This is a genomic window from Streptosporangium sp. NPDC000509 (assembly GCF_042898365.1).
In the GTDB taxonomy this organism is placed as follows: Bacteria; Actinomycetota; Actinomycetes; order Streptosporangiales; family Streptosporangiaceae; genus Streptosporangium.
Map to the genome: position 1 here is coordinate 82,426 of NZ_JBIAYX010000015.1, position 15,655 is coordinate 98,080.

Annotated in this window: 10 protein-coding genes; 7 read left to right on the forward strand and 3 right to left on the reverse strand. The window is 72.6% G+C overall.

Translation table 11 applies throughout. The features are described from left to right. Positions 1–58 precede the first annotated feature (58 nt). From ACFY3D_RS26495 to sthA, 3 genes are all read left to right on the forward strand, one after another. A complete protein-coding gene (locus ACFY3D_RS26495; RefSeq protein ID WP_389983823.1) occupies positions 59–3,601 on the forward strand; it encodes a protein kinase in 3,543 nt (1,180 codons plus the stop codon). A 221-nt stretch (positions 3,602–3,822) separates the two neighbouring features. Further along, entirely contained in the window at positions 3,823–4,068 is a 246-nt protein-coding gene (locus tag ACFY3D_RS26500; protein ID WP_362518789.1) for a hypothetical protein, read from the forward strand. Positions 4,069–4,359: 291 nt separating this feature from the next. Then, the gene (gene sthA / locus ACFY3D_RS26505) at positions 4,360–5,763 is read left to right on the forward strand and encodes a Si-specific NAD(P)(+) transhydrogenase (protein ID WP_350945932.1); all 1,404 of its coding nucleotides are present in this window, start codon (positions 4,360–4,362) and stop codon (positions 5,761–5,763) included. Positions 5,764–5,910: 147 nt separating this feature from the next. Here the strand turns inward: sthA and ACFY3D_RS26510 are convergent, their stop codons facing one another. Beyond that, entirely contained in the window at positions 5,911–6,624 is a 714-nt protein-coding gene (locus ACFY3D_RS26510; protein WP_389983826.1) for an NADPH-dependent F420 reductase, read from the reverse strand. A gap of 41 nt (positions 6,625–6,665) precedes the next feature. Here ACFY3D_RS26510 and ACFY3D_RS26515 point away from each other — a divergent pair, with 41 nt between their 5' ends. Beyond that, the gene (locus ACFY3D_RS26515; RefSeq protein ID WP_350945934.1) at positions 6,666–7,013 is read left to right on the forward strand and encodes a helix-turn-helix domain-containing protein; all 348 of its coding nucleotides are present in this window, start codon (positions 6,666–6,668) and stop codon (positions 7,011–7,013) included. A gap of 121 nt (positions 7,014–7,134) precedes the next feature. On the opposite strand, the gene ACFY3D_RS26520 is transcribed toward ACFY3D_RS26515, so the two are convergent. Further along, positions 7,135–7,908 (reverse strand): DoxX family membrane protein, encoded by a 774-nt coding sequence (locus ACFY3D_RS26520; RefSeq protein ID WP_389776790.1) that lies wholly within the window; start codon positions 7,906–7,908, stop codon positions 7,135–7,137. Between the two features lie 99 nt (positions 7,909–8,007). Beyond that, positions 8,008–9,564: an MFS transporter gene (locus ACFY3D_RS26525; RefSeq protein WP_389983829.1), complete on the reverse strand. Its 1,557-nt coding sequence runs from the start codon at positions 9,562–9,564 to the stop codon at positions 8,008–8,010. 261 nt (positions 9,565–9,825) lie between these two features. On the opposite strand from ACFY3D_RS26525, the gene ACFY3D_RS26530 reads away from it, so the two are divergent. From ACFY3D_RS26530 to ACFY3D_RS26540, 3 genes are all read left to right on the forward strand, one after another. Continuing rightward, positions 9,826–11,682 carry a hypothetical protein gene (locus ACFY3D_RS26530; protein ID WP_389983831.1) on the forward strand — a complete coding sequence of 619 codons (1,857 nt, stop codon included), beginning with the start codon at positions 9,826–9,828 and terminating at the stop codon, positions 11,680–11,682. Between the two features lie 503 nt (positions 11,683–12,185). Next, positions 12,186–14,552: an AAA family ATPase gene (locus tag ACFY3D_RS26535; protein ID WP_389983834.1), complete on the forward strand. Its 2,367-nt coding sequence runs from the start codon at positions 12,186–12,188 to the stop codon at positions 14,550–14,552. Positions 14,553–14,668: 116 nt separating this feature from the next. Further along, positions 14,669–15,652, forward strand: a complete 984-nt coding sequence (locus tag ACFY3D_RS26540) for an ABC transporter permease (RefSeq protein WP_389983837.1) — start codon at positions 14,669–14,671, stop codon at positions 15,650–15,652. The last annotated feature ends 3 nt before the right edge of the window (positions 15,653–15,655 follow it).

Consider the following 15,655-nt stretch of genomic DNA (forward strand, 5'->3'; position numbering starts at 1 on the left):
ATCGCCCGAACCTCACCGTCCTCCGGGGCGTCCAATCCACCGGAGAACGGAGCGTGAGTTGAGTACGGCACTTATCGATGGTGATCCACAGCGGCTGGGCCGCTACTGGCTGGCCGGGCGGCTGGGCGCGGGCGGCCAGGGCGTGGTCTACGAGGCGTACGACGCCGAGGGCACGCGCGTCGCGGTGAAGGTCCTGCACGGTGACGCGGGGACCGACCCCGAGCTGCGCGACCGGTTCGGCCGCGAGGCCGCCGCCGCCCGCCGGGTGGCCTCCTTCTGCACGGCGGGTGTGCTGGACGCCGATCTCGACGGGCCCAGGCCGTACATCGTCAGCGAGTACGTGGAGGGGCCCAGCCTGCGCAGGGCCGTCGCCGAGGGGCGCCGCTTCACCGGGGGTGACCTGCACCGTCTCGCGGCCGCGATCGCCACCGCGCTCACCGCCGTCCACGAGGCGGGGGTCGTCCACCGCGACCTGAAGCCCGACAACGTGCTGCTCGGCCCGGACGGCCCGCGGGTGATCGACTTCGGTGTCGCCCGCACCGAGGACATGTCGCTGACCGCGACCGGCATGGTGGCGGGCACCCCGACCTACATGGCCCCCGAGATCTTCATGGGCCTGCGCGCGACCGCGGCCGTCGACGTCTTCGCGTGGGGCGGGATCATGGTCTTCGCCGCGACGGGCGCCGACCCGTTCCGGGCGGAGAGCCTGGGCGGGGTCATGCACCGCGTGCTGTCGGTGCAGCCCCAGCTGGACATGCTTCCCGAGCACCTGCGGCCGTTGGTCGCTGCCTCGCTCGCCAAAGACCCCGAGTCCAGGCCGACCGCGAGGGATCTGCTGCTCGCCCTGGTCAGCGGCGGCAGGGCCTTCGACACCCCGAGGCTGCTCGCGGTGGGCAGCGACGCCGGGTCCCAGGTCCGCGCGACCTCGACGGACCCCGCGCTCGGCACCCTCGCCGAGGACGCCTACGCCGCGCTCGGCCCCGCCGAGCGGGAGCTCGCCCCCGAGATCTTCCTGCGGCTGGTCACCGTGACCGACGACGACCAACTCGTCGTACGCCGTGCGCAGTGGGGCGAGCTCCTCGACGGGCGAGGGGAGGAGGAGGCCGCCGCCGTACGGCGCCTGATGGAGGTCTTCGCGTACCTGCTGGCCCACGACGACCGGGAGGTGTGGCTGTCGCGGCCCGCGCTGCCGCGGGCCTGGCCCAGGCTGCGCGGGTGGGTCCAGGCCAACCTGGACGGCCTGGCCGTGCACCGGGGCATCCTCACCGCCGCGCGGCGCTGGCAGGTCCAGGGGCGCAGGGACGGAGACCTGTTCCAGGGCGGCAGCCTGGAGAACGCGATGCGCTGGGCGGCCACCGGGCGCCGCAACATCACGCTCAGCCCGGTCGAGCGTGACTTCCTGGAGGCCGGTGCCGCTCTCACCCGGCGCCGGGCGCGCAGGGGCAGGGTGCTCTCCGGCACGCTGGCCGTGCTGCTCGTCGTCGCGCTGGCCGCCGGGGCGTTCGCCGTGTGGCAGGGCAGGGTGGCCGACGCGCGCAGCGCCGTCATCGCCTCCCAGCGCGACCAGGCGACGGCCGCCAGGCTCGCCGCGACGGCGGAGACGCTCCGCAGCTCGGAGCCGGTCACGGCGATGCTGCTCAGCGTGGCCGCCTGGCGGCTGGCGCCGGTGACCGAGGCGAGGGCGAGCCTGACCGGTTCGCTGGCCCAGCGGGAGTCCGCGGCCTTCCACGACCCGGCCACGGGGATACAGACCCTGAGGGCGCTGAGCGCCGACGGGCGCACGCTCGTCAGCGTGAGCGACGGCGAGGTGCGTGTCTGGGACGTGCGGACCGGTAGGCACATCGGGGGCTTCACCGGGATCGGCGGCGACCTGCGCGGGATCGCGTTGAGCCCGCGAGGCGGCCGGCTCGCCGTGATCAGCGGCCTGAGGCTGAGGATCTGGGACATGCGGACCGGCAGGCCGACGGGCGCCGCCATGGAGGTCCAGGGCAGGAACGCGGGCGGCGACACCACCGCGTCCTTCGGGCAGTCGGAGGACTGGCTCACGGTCGGGCAGGGGGAGGGGGTCATCGTCTGGAACGTCGTGACCGGCCAGAGGCACTCCCCGGTCGTGGGAGCCATCGGCAGCGACATCTCGGCGGACGGGCGCGGGTTCGCGTCCTGGGACCTCAACGGTGATGTGGCGGCCTTCGCACTGGACGATCTGCGCAAGGTTCCACTGGGGAGCCGCTGCAACGCCTGCGAGCGGAAGAGTGTGGCCTACAGCCCCGACGGCGCGACCATCGCCGTCGCCAGGGGCCGGATCGTCGAGCTACGCGACGCGTCCACCGGGGTGAAGCTGGACAGGCTCTTCGAGGAGGGGGCGACCGGCGAAATCGTCTTCAGTCCCGACGGGCGCTTCCTGGCCACGGCGGTCGACACGGCCCTGCGGCTCTGGCGGGTCGAGGACGGCAGGCTGCTGCTCACCCAGCGGATCGACGCCTTCGACCCCGTCGTGGCCTTCGACCCGGACGGGCGCACCCTGCGCTACCTCGCGGAGGACTCGGTGACGAGCCTCGACGTCTCCGCGCTGACCAGGCCCGTCACGCTGAAGGGCCCGGGGACCCGCTGGGCGGCATTCAGCCCAGGCGGGCGGTTCCTCGCCTCCAGGGCGGACGGGGCGAGCGAGGTCGTGATCCGGGACGTCCGCCGTCGCGCACGCGTGGGCTCGCTGAAGATCGGGCCCAGCGGCGCGGACAGGTACTTCGCGATGCTCTTCAGCGCCGACGGTGGGCGGCTGGTGGTCAACAACGGTGGGGAGAGCTCCCGGCTGACCGTCTGGGACACCTCCACCTTCAAGCGGATCACCGCCGTCACCCCCGCCCGCGACGGCCAGGTGCCCGCCGTGGCGATCAGCGCCGACGGCACCGCCGTGGCCTCGTACACTCTTTACTACGACTCCGGGGTGGAGCCGGAAGGGGAGATCCACGTCTGGGACGTGCCCAGCGGCCGGCTCCGCTGGTCGCGGCCCCAGGGCATCGCCGACGGGTTGGTGTTCACCCCGGACGGCAGGGCGCTCGCGGTCGTGGGCGGTGAGCACCGGTTGCTGGACGCGGGCACCGGCGAGCCGTTCGGAGACACCTACGGCTCGCCCACCGCGAGCATCCCGGCGATCGCGCTCGCCTTCGACCGGAAGGGTGACCGCTTCGCCGTCGCCGACCAGGTGGGGCGGATCTCGGTGCTGGAGACCCGGGGCAGGAAGCGGGTGGGCGCCGTGATCCGGGGCGGAGCGGGAACAGGGGCCAACCTGACATACTCCCCCCGCGGTGACCTCATCGCCGCAGCCGTGACCGCACGGTCGGTGGGGATATGGGACGTCGAGACCGGGCGCCGCCTCGGCCAGCCGATCGTCGCCCAGACCGGCGACCTGCGGGCGCTGGCGTTCAGTCCCGACGGTGCCCGGCTGATCGCCGTCGACGAGGCCGGCACCCTGAGCGAGTATCCGGTCGCGCCCGAGGCGGTGGCGCGGGCGGTCTGCGAGCGTGCGGGCCGCACCCTGTCGCGCGAGGAGTGGCGCACCTACCTGGGGGATCTGGCCTACCGGGACGTCTGCCCCGCCTGAAGCCTGAAGAGGGTCTCCTCAGGGCGCGTCGCGGACCGTACGAGATCGGTAGGAAGCCGGTCGTGGGCCCGGGGCGGTCGGTGCGAAGGTTTCGGCCATGCCTGTCATGCCTGTGGTGTCCACCTCGCCCGCGAGGGCGGTCGCGACGGCACGGGTTGTCTGACCTGCGGATACCTGGGTAGGACCCTCACCGGAAAAGCCACGAGTTTTCGGGGGGAAACATGGCGACCTGTGAAATGTGCGGAAACGACTATGACATGAGCTTCGAGGTGCACGCCCAGGGCACGGTGCACGTCTTCGACAGCTTCGAGTGCGCGATCCAGCGGATGGCGCCGATCTGCGAGCACTGCGGGGTCCGCATCGTCGGGCACGGTGTCGAGGCCGACCGGCGCTGGTTCTGCTGCGCCCACTGCGCGCGCAAGGAGGGGGCGGACAGGATCGTCGACAGGGTCGGCGCGCAGGTGTGAGTCGCGAGAGGTCGGCGGCGCGTCACGCCCCCGGCCGACGCGGCGACGATGTGTGACGGCGCGTGGCGCCACGCGGTGCCGGTGCCGTCGCGGCCCGGGTTCGACGCGCGGTGACGGCGGGCGGCGCCGCGCCGCGGTCCCGGTCCGGCGCGCGGTGACGGCGCGTACCGCTCCGCGGACGCTGGGGATATTACGGCCGTGGGGCGGTGTGAGGCGGTATTAACGAGACTGCCACGATCTGGTATTCCGTGAGTCTGGCTGAGACCGTCTCCTGCCTGCACACTGGGGCCTATGAGGGATTTTGATGTCCTTGTTCTTGGTTCCGGACCGGGTGGCCAGAAAGCCGCGATCGCCGCGGCGAAACTCGAACGGCGTGTCGCGCTCGTCGAGCGGCGCAACATGCTCGGCGGGGTGTGCATCAACACCGGCACCATCCCCTCCAAGACGCTGCGCGAGGCCGTACTGCACCTGACCGGTCTCAACCAGCGGGGTATGTACGGCCAGAGCTACCGGGTGAAGGACGAGATCACCGCGGCGGACCTGGGAATCCGCACCCAGCACGTGATCGGCCGGGAGATCGACGTGATCCGCAGCCAGCTGTCGCGCAACCACGTGACGACGCTCAACGGGCACGGCCACTTCGTGGATCCGCACACGGTCGGCGTCGTCGACGAGCACGGCCACGAGACCAAGGTCACCGCCGACAAGATCGTCATCGCCACGGGCACCAGGCCCGCCCGGCCCGACACCGTGGAGTTCGACGGCCACACCATCATCGACTCGGACGGCATCCTGCAACTGCAGGACATCCCGGACTCGATGGTGGTCGTGGGAGCCGGGGTGATCGGCATCGAGTACGCCTCCATGTTCGCCGCCCTGGGCACCAAGGTGACCGTGGTCGAGCGCCGCGACCGGATGCTCGACTTCTGCGACCTGGAGATCGTCGAGGCACTCAAGTACCACCTGCGCGACCTGGCGGTGACCTTCCGCTTCGGCGAGACCGTCGCCGCCGTCGAGCGCCGCTCCCGGGGCGCGCTGACCGTGCTGGAGAGCGGCAAGCGGATCCCCGCCGAGACGGTGATGTACTCGGCCGGACGCCACGGCATGACCGACGAGCTCGCCCTGGAGGCCGCGGAACTGGCCGCCGACGCCCGGGGACGCATCCAGGTCGACGAGCACTACCGCACCGTCGTGCCGCACATCTACGCGGTCGGCGACGTCATCGGGTTTCCCTCGCTCGCGGCCACCTCCATGGAGCAGGGCCGCATCGCCGCCCACCACGCCTGCGGCGAGCCGCTGGGCGGCATCCACCACCTGCAGCCGATCGGCATCTACACCATCCCCGAGATCAGCTTCATCGGCCCCACCGAGGACGAGCTGACCGCCTCCCACGTCCCCTTCGAGGTCGGCATCGCCCGTTACCGCGAGCTGGCCAGGGGCCAGATCATCGGCGACACGTACGGCATGCTGAAGCTCCTGGTCTCCCCGGAGACCCGTGCCCTGCTCGGGGTGCACGTCTTCGGCACCGGTGCCACCGAGCTCATCCACATCGGCCAGGCCGTCATGGGCTGCGGTGGCACCATCGACTACCTGGTCGACGCCGTCTTCAACTACCCCACCCTCGCCGAGTCCTACAAGGTCGCCGCACTGGACGCCATGAACAAACTCCGCCGCGTGGCCCGCTTCGAACTCTGACCGCGGGACATCGCGGCCGGTACGGGAGGGTCGCGATGTCCCGCGGTTTCTCCACAGTGCCGTTCTCGCGGGCCGGGAACCACGGTCCGCGAACGGCGGCCTCGCCGCGGTCACCCGGGTCACGACCTGTGGATCCGCCCTGAGAGGTCAGCCCCGATCGCCGAAGGCGTACCTCAGCGGTGGCAGCACCGCACGGGCGTCCGCGCCGCCGACCCACAGACCGATCATGAACGCCGCGGTCGCCTCGAGCAGGCCCGCGCGTTCCAGGCCGCCGCCGTCGACGGGCTCGCACCCGAGATCGGTGACGAGGGAGCGTACGGCGGCCAGCGCGGCGGGGTCGTCGCCGCAGAGGGGCACCGCCAGCGGGACGCCGTCGAAGGTGGGCGGCGTCATCCGCCACACGTCCTCATGGCAGAGGTTGAACGCCTTGACGACGTGTGCGCCGGTGCTCTCCGCGACGCGCCGCGCCATCGAGGGGCCGCCCTCGGTGGCGAGGGTGAAGCGTCCCTGGACGACCGGATTGACGCAGTCGGCGAGCACCCGGCCGTCCAGCGTCCCCCGGCCGCCTCCCGCGGCCTCCAGGACCTCGGTCACGGCGTGGTCGCGGACGGCGAGCAGTGTCACCTCGCCGAAGACCGCCGCCTCCTCCCAGGTGCCCGCCCGCGCGGCGGGCCCGAGCCTGGCCGCCAGGGCGGCGACCTTGACCGGGTTTCGGCCGCTCACCGTCAGTTCGTGGCCCGCGCGGGCCCAGTGCGTTCCGAGCGCGTCCGCCATGCGGCCCGCGCCGAGGATGCCGATGCGCATCCGTCCTCCCTTGCTCGACTGCTGCTGTGGGACGAAAGTAGAGAATTCATCGAGCACCGTTCGGTGCGTGACGTCTCGGAGAGACTGGAGGACCCGGCGTGTTCCTCGCCGACTGCCGCGCCCGGCTCGCGTTCGACCTGATCGGCAACACCTGGAACGCCGTCGTCGTCTGGGCGCTGCGCGCCGGTCCCCGGCGTCCCGGCGAGCTGCGCGAGGAGATCGGCGGGATCAGTGCGAAGGTGCTCACCGAGACCCTGCGCAGGCTGGAGTACAACGGCCTCGTCTCCCGCCGGGCCTACGCCGAGGCGCCGCCCAGGGTCGAGTACGGGCTCACCGACCTGGGCCGGACGCTGGTGCCGCTGATCGGGGCGTTCGGCGAGTGGGCCTTCGACCACGGCGACGAGGTCCTCGACGCCCAGGACCGTGCCGAGGGGCTCACCGGGTGAGGTCGTGGCGGTCCGCGCGGGGGCCGGCCGGGGGGCCGGGCATGACCGCGGGGAGCGCCCGCGGCCGATCGGGGACCTCCGGCCTCGGCGGCCCGGCCGGATGACCGAGCGCCGGGGTTGTTCAGCTCCCCGAGGAGGGGCGCTCCTTCTTCCCGGCCACGAGGGTGTCGGAGGTCTTGCCGGGCGCGGGGGGCCCGACCGGTGTGGGCGCGGTCGCGGGGGTCGCCGGGGGTGTGGACGTCGCGGCGCCGGACGGAGGCTTGCGGGTGCGCGTACGAGGACGGGGGGCGGCGGGGAACTCCGCGGTGTCCGTGGTGCTCTCCGAGGCGGATCCCTCCGGCTCGGAGGTAGGCGGGGACGCCTCGTCGGGCTTCTTCCCCGAGGTGGGACGGGCGAGGGCGGGCGCCGCGTGGGTCTCGGGCTCGCGCAGCGAGGCGATGACGTCGTGGGCCTCGTTCTCGGCGGCGAAGTCCTCGGCGGCCTCGGCCTCACGGCGCTTGATCACCACCATGTGGTCGACCGAGAGGCGGCCCGCGCCGCCGACCGCGAGCAGGATGGAGGCCGCGCCAAGGGCCACGATCAGCTTGGCGTCGCCACCGGTGAGCGGCAGGCCCACCTCGCCGCTGGCCAGGATGAACACGGCGAGAGCCTCGGCGAACAGCAGCAGCCCGCAGGCGGACACGGCGAGCCCCGCGACCAGCAGCGCGCCGCCGATGAGTTCCGTGAGCATGGTGGTCGCGGCCCACACGTAGGGCCCGGAGGCGCCCAGGCTCGTGAACTGCTCGGCGGTGGCGTTCAGGCCCGCTTCGAGCTTGTGCCAGCCGTTGGCGAAGAAGATCCCGCCCACGCCAAGTCTGGCGGCCAGGGAAGCAAGATCATGAAGGGTTTGTCGCACGGTTCCTCATTCTGGTTAGATTCCCCGTTCCTGCCCATGCTTGACCGATAGATGACCGAGCGGAGACCGTCCAAACCCTCGGCGAACCTTCGCGACCCGTCACGAACCTCCACGAGGGGCGTCCCTCTCTTCGCCGACGGGGCGGCGGGGCACCAGGAGTGTCACGGCCAGAGCGGTGGCGGCGAGCAGGAACACGCTCACCGCCACCGTCGTGTGCAGACCGGAGACGAACGCGACGCGGGCCGCGTCGAGCAGGGCGTCTCCCACGCCGCCGCCGATCTCCCGCGCCACGTGCGCGGCGGAGGCGAGTGACTGGCGGGCCTGCTCCATCATCGCGGGCGCGACACCGTGGACCGGGGGCAGCGAGGGGGCGTACACGGCCGTGGTGATCGTGCCGAGCACCGCGACGCCGAGCCCGGCGCCCAGCTCGTAGGCGGTCTCCTCGATCGCGGCGGCGCCGCCCGCGTGGGACTCGGGGGCGGAGGACATGATCGTGTCGGAGGCGGCGAGCAGGGTGACCTGGATGCCGAAGCCGATGCCGATGAAACAGAGCGTGAGGGCCACCGGATGTCCCTCGGTGTGCCAGGTCAGGGTGGGCGCGAGGGAGAGGGCGGTCAACGCCAGCCCGCCGCCCATCGTGGCGCGCAGCCCGAACCAGCGCAGCAGCCGCGCCCCGGCCAGACCGCCCGCGATCGCGGCGATCATGAGGGGGAGCATCCGTACGGCCGCCTGGAGCGGGCTGTGCCCCAGGACCAGCTGGAGATACTGGGCGAGCATGAGCTGCAGCCCGACCAGGGCGAAGACCGTGAGCAGTACGCCGCCCACTCCCGCGCAGAAGGCCCGTCTCCGGAACAGGCTCAGGTCCAGCAACGGGACGGCGAGTGAGCGCTGTCTGCGGACGAACCACACCAGCAGCCAGACCCCGCCCAGGAACGCCACCACACCGCCCGGATGCCCGGCCCCCGCCTCCTTCAGGCCGAAGGCCACCCCGAGGATGCCCAGCACCGACAGCGCCGCGCTGAGCGCGTCCCACGGCCGACCGGTGCGCCTGCGGGACTCGGGCAGGATCCTGGCCGCGGCGGGCATCAGGACCAGCAGGATGGGGACGTTGATCAGGAAGACGGCGCCCCACCAGAAGTGTTCGACGAGCACCCCACCGATGATCGGGCCGACCGCGGCCCCGGCCGCGGCCACCGCGCTCCACACCCCCAGCGCGATCGCCCGCTCGTGCCGGTCGGTGAAGACCTGCCGGATGATGGAGAGCGTGGCGGGCATGATCATCGCTCCGCCGAGACCGAGCAGTGCGCGTGCGGAGATCAGCGCGAGCGGGGTCGGCGCGAACGCCGCCGCGGCCGAGGCGACGCCGAAGACCAGGTATCCGGCGAGCACCAGGCGCTTGCGCCCGTAGCGGTCACCGAGCGTGCCGAAGGTGAGCAGCAGCGGCGCGACCATCAGCGAGTAGACGTCGATGATCCACAACAGCTCCACGGAGGACGGCTCAAGGGCGGACGTCAGCGCCGGTACCGCGATGTGCAGCACCGTGGCGTCCACCGTGATCAGCAGCAGACTGAAGCAGAGGATGGCGAGGACCGACCACCGGCCGGCCCTGGATGCCCGTGGGTCGCCGTCCGCGCGTCTGGCCATGACGGTGGTCATGAGCCGCTCAGGATCTGTCGGCCTGGACGAACATGCGTCGCAGCTTAGGCGAAGCCGGGCAGTGCCCGGGGCTGCATTGGGTGATTGATTCACAGGGGAATGTCCGTTTTATGCCCCGAGTGGGGCGGTGTTCGGCGGTTCTCGGGCCACTGCGAGCGACCTCTCTAGAGAGATACAGGCATATACCGACATCTAGGCAAAAGGTGATCTCGCACCGACCATGGCGATCGTGGGGAGCCAGCGCGAGGCCCGTGAGCCGCCGTGGTGAGCGGGTCCGGCGGGGATGACCCCGCCTCGATCCCGCCACCGCGGGACCCCGCCGACCCCCGGCAGTGGTGCGCGGTGGCCGCCGCGTGGCTGGCCCGTGACCGGCCCGAGGCCGCGCTGGAGGCCGCACGCAAGGCGCTGGACCTCGACCCCCGGTCCGAGTCCGGCGCCGACTGGGGATACCGCCTCGCGAGCCTCGCGTTCGAGCGGCTCGGCCGCGACGCGGAGGCCGTGGCCGCGGCCGAGGAGGCCGTACGCCTCGCACCGGGTTCCTGGGCCGCGCGAATGCGGCTGGGGGCCGCGCTGCGCAGGGTGCCGGGACGCTGGCGCGAGTCGCGGGCGCAGGCGGCGAGGGCCGTGCGCTACGCGCCGGAGGAGCCGGACCCGCACGTTCTCGCCGGTGACCTCGCGCTGCTGCGGGGTGAGTACGCCGCCGCGGAGGCCGCCTACCGCGAGGCGCTGCGCCTGCTGCCCGGCCATCCGGGCGCGAGGGTGAACCTCGGCCTGGCCCGGCTGCGCTGGGAGCGCCCGCGCGCCCACCACGACCCCGCCTGGCCGGTCGATCCCCGCGAGACCGGCCGGGCCAGACGTGCCCTGGCGACATGGTCGCGGCAGATCCGGATCCTGCTCGCCGTCGCCCTCGTCGCGGTCTGCGCGACCGAGTTCGGGTTCGGCCTGGCCTCCGTGGCGAGGATCGGCGGCGGCCTGGTGTTGCTCGCCGTCCTGGCGATCACCCTCAGGCGGGCGCACCGGGTCAGGCTCTGGTCGTACGTGCCGGGCATGCTCGCCCGCGACCTGTGGCTCAGCACGTCGGTCTCGATCACCCTGGTCGCCGTGGCCGCGTACGTCGCGGTCGTCGCCATCCTCCCCGCGGAGATCCCACCACCCCCCTCCGGCCCGGCGCCGGGTGCGCTCTGGGCGAGTCTCGCCGGACTGGTGCTCCTCAACGGGATGGTGCTGCTCGTCCTGCGCGTCCTCGTCGAGGCGTGGCGCGGGCGGCCGGTCAGCGCGCTGGCCGAGTTCGCCGCCGCGGGTGACGATCGCACGGCCAGGCGCGACGTGAACGTGACGCTCTGGCTCGTCGCGGTCAGGGTCTGGTCGGTACCGGCGGCGGTCACGGTGGCGGTGATCGTTCTGGACGAGCGGAGCTGGGCACTGGCCGCCCTCGCCGTACCGCTCGTGCTCGGCCGGCTGCGAGTCCGGGTGGGTCTGCCCCTCGGACTCGCCCGCGCGTCGGCCTCCGACCGCGCGCTGGTGGCGGTCCTGGCGCTGTCCGCCTCGGCGTCGATCCTGCTCGGCGTGGCCGGAGCGGCACCGGCTCTCGGGCTCGACCCGCCGGGAGAGTGGGCCTGGTGGGCGGGAATCGCGCTGCTCGCCGTACCGGTGGCGGTATTCGCGACGAGATCGGTGCGGGCGTGGTGGCACGGCGCGCCGGGGCCGTGGCGGGCCTCGCTGGTCATGTGCGACGGCTGCGGGAGCCGCCTCCCCGGCGACGCGGGAGCGCCGGTGGGTCTCAGCGGGGAGGTGCGCGCGGCCTTCACCTACGCGCGGGGGGTGGTGCTCGCGTACGCCGATCCCAGCGGTCCGCGCGCGCTCGCCGTCGGCGCGGTCAGCTCGGTCGGCCCGAGCGGCGAGCTGCGCCTGATCGCCGCATCCGACGCCTGGGAGGCCGCCGAACGCGACCCCAGGGTGGCGGTCTTCGTCGCCGACCCGCTCGACCGCCGGTTCTGGGCCGAGGTGCGGGGCGTCGCCGTCGGCGACACCGAGGCCGACCTGCTGAGAATCACCCCCAAGGAGGTCGTGGTCGGCGAGTATCCCGGCCGCCACCAGGGCCGCGCCCGCCGCGGCTGAGGGGTCCTCCCCGGAGCGCGGGACCGTCCTGCGATGCGCGACGCGGCACGTGCCGGGATCCGGTTCTCCCCGGAGCGCGGGACGCCCTCGCCCGGAACGCGACCCGCCCGGGGAGCCATGCCGGGACCGGGGCGTCCAAGGGCCGCGTGACCCGCGGGGCGCGGAGCCGTGGACCGTCTTGCCGGGCGGTGACATTTCCCTGCCCGCGACGCCCGCGACCCGGCATGGCTCCCCGGGCGGGCGAACGGCGGGGGCGGCCGGGACCGGGCCGTACCGCCTCGGGGGAACACGGGCGAGGGTCGCCGCGCGCGGGGCGCGGGGGCGGCACAGGGAGAGGCGTGGCCGGAGGGACCGCGCGGAAAGAGCTTGCTACCTCGAACGTTGGTTTCATCCGCTCTCATCCGGATATCTGATCCTGCCCACACGACGGCGTGGCGCGACCCTCAGGCACGCGCAAACGCCCCCTTGTTGCGGTATAACCAGGGGCGGACCGGGGAGGCGTGATGCGGGAATCCAGCAGGGCCCGTCCGGCGGGGCGCGCGGCGGCACGGGATCTGTTCGAGCAGGTTCGGCTGGGCTACTTTCGGCTCTCGCCGCCCCTGCGCAGGCTGATCTACGTCGCGGTGCTGGTCGGAGCGGTCGCGCTGGCGTTCGGACTCGGCTGGTCGGTCCTCAACACGTTCTTCTCCACCCTGGTGTTGCTCGGCTTCGCGGCGCTGACCCTGAGCTTCCCCCGCGCCGCCGCGACCCTGCTCGTGGTGCTCGGCTGGCTGGGGGGAGTCCTGATCTTCCGGGCTGTCCTCTTCGGCCTGCACTCGCCGGTCCCGTCGGCGCTGATGCTCCTCGGACTCCTGGTCGCGGGGGCCGCCCATCTCATCCGCTGGGTCCCACCGTGGATGACCACGGTCATGGCACTGGTGCCCGCGGGACTGACGGCCGTCCTGCTCGACGTGGTCATCACGGGGTTCGTGCCCGCCGTCGCCGTCTGGGCCGCGTACGCCGTGGCGGCCGGGGTGCTGGTCCACCGGTTCCTGCAGGCCCGCCGGGTGCGGGCCGCGCTGGAGGCGGGGGAGCGGCGCCCGAGCGGGCTCCGGGTCCGCGAGGGCGGCCACCCCGCCCCCGCCCAGAGCGCCGGCGAGCGCGACGATCCCCCGCCCATCTCGGTGGAGGAGGCGCTCGGCGAGCTGGACGCCATGATCGGCCTCGCCCCGGTGAAGGAGCAGGTCCGCTCGATCGCCGCCTCGATCGAGGCGGCCAGGCTGCGCAGGGAGGCCGGATACTCCACCGAGCCGCCGATGCGGCACTTCGTGTTCGTCGGCCCTCCCGGCACCGGCAAGACCAGCGTGGCCAGGACCGTCGCGAAGATCTTCTACTCCTTCGGCCTGCTGGAGACCCCCTACGTGGTGGAGGCCCAGCGGGCCGACCTGGTGGGGGAGTTTCTCGGCGCCACCGCGATCAAGACGAACGAGCTGGTCGACCGGGCGCTCGGCGGGGTGCTGTTCGTCGACGAGGCGTACAGCCTGATCAACTCCGGTGACGGCCAGCCCGACAGGTTCGGCACCGAGGCCGTGCAGACGCTGCTCAAGCGGGCCGAGGACGACCGCGACCGGCTGATCGTCATCCTGGCCGGATACGAGAAGGAGATGGGCACCTTCCTGTCGTCCAACCCCGGCCTGTCCAGCCGGTTCTCCAGCAGGGTCCGCTTTCCCAGCTACGCTCCCGACGAGCTGCTCCGGATCACCGAGCTGCTGCAGCGGCGCAGGGGCGACCGGATGGCGCCCGAGGCCGCGTCCGCCCTGCTCGCCCGCTTCGAGGACATCCACCGGCGCGCGATCGTCGACGACCTGGGCAACGCCCGGTTCGTCCGCAGCCTCGTGGAGGCCGTCGCGCAGGCCAGGGACGTGCGCGTGGTGGGAGCGGGCGGCGCGCCCACCACCGAGGACCTGGTCACCACGATCGAGGCCGACGTCGTCAAGGCCTTCGACGAGCTCACCGCCCGCTACCGGGGCTACCAGGCCGCCCCCTCCCTTGAGGAGGCGCTCGCCGACCTCGACCGCATGGCGGGGCTGGAGCCGGTCAAGCGGCAGGTGCACGCGATCGCCGCGCAGCTCAGGGTGGCCAAGATGCGCGAGGAGCGCGGGCTGCCGACCCCGCCGCAGATGCGGCACTTCGTCTTCGCCGGACCGCCGGGAACCGGTAAGACCAGCGTGGCCCGCATCCTGGGCCGCATCTTCGCCGCCCTCGGCCTGCTCACCCAGCCCGACGTGGTGGAGGCGCAGCGGGCCGACCTGGTCGGCCAGCACCTCGGCGCCACCGCGATCAAGACGAACGAGCTGGTCGACCGGGCGCTCGGCGGGGTGCTGTTCGTCGACGAGGCGTACAGCCTGGTCAACTCCGGCTACAGCGGGGGCGACGCCTTCGGCACCGAGGCCGTGCAGACGCTGCTCAAGCGGGCCGAGGACGACCGCGACCGGCTGGTGATCATCCTGGCCGGATACGAGCGGGAGATGAACGCCTTCCTGGCCTCCAACCCGGGTCTGGGCAGCAGGTTCAACCAGCGGGTGCAGTTTCCCTCGTACTCGCCGGGGGAGCTCACCGAGATCGCGGTGCTGCTCGCCGACGAGTCGGGAGACCGGTTCGACGACGACGCCCGCCGCGACCTGGCCGAGGTCTTCACCTGGGTCTGCGACGAGGGCCTGATCGACGGGCTCGGCAACGGCAGGTTCGCGCGCTCGCTCTTCGAGCGCGCCGCGATGCGCAGGGACGTCCGCCTCGCCGCCCTCGGCGGAGCCACCGCGAGCGCCGCCGACCTGACCACCATCACCGGTGCCGACCTGCGCGCGGCCGTCGACGAGCTCGCGGGGAAGTGACCTCGGCTCCGCCATCTCCCATCGAGATCCCTCCGACTCGGTACGCTGTGCAGTCCGTCGGTCGCCGAGTGTAGCAAGATGGTCACCGACAGCGGCGGGGCTCCGGAGGAGGAAAGATGGCGGGATTCCTTACCCGCAGGCTGCTCAACTATCTGGTGCTGATCGTCGTGGCCACCAGCCTGGCCTACATGCTCGCCGCCTCCGCGCTCAACCCGCGATCCAACTACGAGGGCCGCAATCCTCCGCTCCCGTCGGCCGTCGTCGACGCGCACCTCACCGACCTCAACCTGAACGACCGCACCCCGCTGTTCGAGCGCTACCTGACCTGGGCGGGAGGCGTCGTGCGCGGAGACTTCGGCAGGACGGTGGGCGGAGGGTCGGTCAACGACGACCTCGGGCGCCGCGTCGGCGTCACCCTGCGCCTGATCACGATCGGACTCGTTCTCGGCAGCGTCGGAGGTGTGCTCATCGGAGCCTACGCCGCGGTCAGGCAGTACGGCCTCTTCGACCGATCGGCGACCGTCCTGGCCTTCGTCGTGCTCGCGATCCCCACGGTGGTGCTGGCCAACATGCTGATCATCGCCGCCATCCGGCTCAACGAGGCGGCCGGCACCCAGATCGTCCTCGTCAGCGGAGAGGCGACCCCCGGCCTTGAGGGAGGGCTCGCCGCCGCCGTGTTCGACAGGATCAGGCACCTGGTCCTGCCCACGCTGTCGCTCTCGCTCGGACTGGTCGCCGTCTACAGCCGTTACCAGCGCAACATGATGCTCGACGTGCTCGGCGCCGACTTCGTCCGTACGGCCATGGCCAAGGGGCTGAGCCGCCGGGCCGCGCTGACCCGGCACGCGCTGCGCACCGCGCTCATCCCGGCGGTCACCTACTTCGCCTTCACCTTCGGGGCGCTGCTGGTCGGCACCACCTTCACCGAGAAGATCTTCGGCTGGCACGGCCTGGGGGAGCAGCTGGTCGACTCGATCTCCACCAACGACGTCAACACCGTCGCGGCGATCAGCTGCTTCGCCGCGCTGGCCGTGTTGCTGGCCGCGCTCGCCTCCGACATGCTCCACGCCGTCCTCGACCCCCGTGTCCGGGTGGGGTGAGCC

What these genes read in the sequence shown, in the direction of transcription:
- ACFY3D_RS26500 (WP_362518789.1), top strand. Translation starts at nt 3,823, where the DNA reads ATGGCGACCTGTGAAATGTGCGGAAACGACTATGACATGAGCTTCGAG.
- sthA (WP_350945932.1), top strand. Translation starts at nt 4,360, where the DNA reads ATGAGGGATTTTGATGTCCTTGTTCTTGGTTCCGGACCGGGTGGCCAG.
- ACFY3D_RS26525 (WP_389983829.1), bottom strand. Translation starts at nt 9,564, where the DNA reads ATGACCACCGTCATGGCCAGACGCGCGGACGGCGACCCACGGGCATCC.
- ACFY3D_RS26535 (WP_389983834.1), top strand. Translation starts at nt 12,186, where the DNA reads ATGCGGGAATCCAGCAGGGCCCGTCCGGCGGGGCGCGCGGCGGCACGG.
- ACFY3D_RS26540 (WP_389983837.1), top strand. Translation starts at nt 14,669, where the DNA reads ATGGCGGGATTCCTTACCCGCAGGCTGCTCAACTATCTGGTGCTGATC.